This is a genomic window from Flavobacterium sp., from assembly GCF_040382755.1.
In the GTDB taxonomy this organism is placed as follows: domain Bacteria; phylum Bacteroidota; class Bacteroidia; order Flavobacteriales; family Flavobacteriaceae; genus Flavobacterium.
In genome coordinates this window covers 1-1,293 of the sequence record NZ_JBEIET010000275.1, presented here as the reverse complement: position 1 = coordinate 1,293, position 1,293 = coordinate 1, and the positions used below count along the sequence as shown (strand labels likewise).

Annotated in this window: 2 protein-coding genes; one reads left to right on the top strand and one right to left on the bottom strand. The window is 29.9% G+C overall.

All coding sequences use genetic code 11. The features are described from left to right. Positions 1-440: carboxypeptidase-like regulatory domain-containing protein (locus tag ABWO04_RS11980; RefSeq protein ID WP_353079910.1), on the bottom strand; the 440-nt coding region annotated here is incomplete at its 3' end. Between the two features lie 191 nt (positions 441-631). On the opposite strand from ABWO04_RS11980, the gene ABWO04_RS11975 reads away from it, so the two are divergent. Further along, positions 632-1,293 (top strand): response regulator transcription factor (locus ABWO04_RS11975; protein ID WP_353079909.1); only part of this gene is annotated, 662 nt, incomplete at its 3' end.

The window sequence follows — 1,293 nt, the reverse complement described above, 5'->3', positions numbered from 1 at the left end:
CTAATCCCTTTTCTTTCCATTTCTTGGGCACCAATGCTTTGTTTCATTTCCACTGCTTTTTGTTGTTCTTTCAACAAAGCCGTTTCTTTGGTTTTATTTGTAGAACCTTTAATTACAATCCCTTCAATACTATTTGAATTTTCTTGTAAGGCTATGTTTTCAGTAATCGTTTCATCTGCAGCAACAGTAATAGCTTTTTCAAAAGTTTTATAACCAATAAAAGCATATACTATTGTATATTTTCCTGGTTTCATAGCAATTTCATAATTACCATTAATGTCAGATTCCGCATTTATCATAGTTCCTTTTAAGGATACTGAAACAAAACTTACAGGTTGTTTGCTGTCTTTGTCAGTAATAATACCACTAACTTTAGCAGTATTTTGTGCGAAAGAGATTATTGTAAAGAATAATCCAATAAGTAGAAATTTTAATTTCATGAGTTTGTGTTTATTTTTGATGCAAAAATAGAACCACCTTAATTATGTAAATGTTACTTAGAAGTTATTTATTAGTTTAGATAGTGTTAAGATAGTGTTAACATATTAAATAATGGTAAACAAGCAATTAATGTCAATTTTATATATAATTTTACACAAGTTAAATTATTTTAATTACTTTTATATTTGATATGAAAAAGAAAGACATAAAAATATTATTGGTTGATGATGAACCGGATATTTTAGAGATTGTTGGTTATAATTTAGAGCAAGCAGGCTACCACGTTACCAAAGCAGAAAATGGTAAAGAAGCGGTTAAACTGGCTATAAAAGTAAAACCACATCTAATTATTATGGATGTAATGATGCCAGAAATGGACGGGATGGAAGCGTGTGAAAAAATTAGAGAAATCCCAGAATTAAAAGATACTATTATTACCTTTCTTACCGCCAGAAGTGAAGATTATTCGCAAGTAGCTGGTTTTGAAGTTGGTGCCGACGATTATATTGCGAAACCGATAAAACCAAAATTATTAGTTAGCAAAGTAAAAGGATTATTACGCAGACTTAAAGACGAAGAATTAGAAAATTCTGAAACGTTAACGGTTGGCAATTTACAAATAAACCGAGAAGAATATAAAATTATTAAAGACGGAATTACCATCGTTTTACCAAGAAAAGAATTTGAACTTTTATATTTATTAGCTTCAAAACCAGGCAAAGTATTTACCAGAGCCGAAATTTTAGATAAAGTTTGGGGCAATGAAGTCATTGTAGGCGGAAGAACCATAGATGTTCACATCAGAAAACTTAGAGAAAAAATTGACGAAGATGTTTTTAAAACCATCAAAGG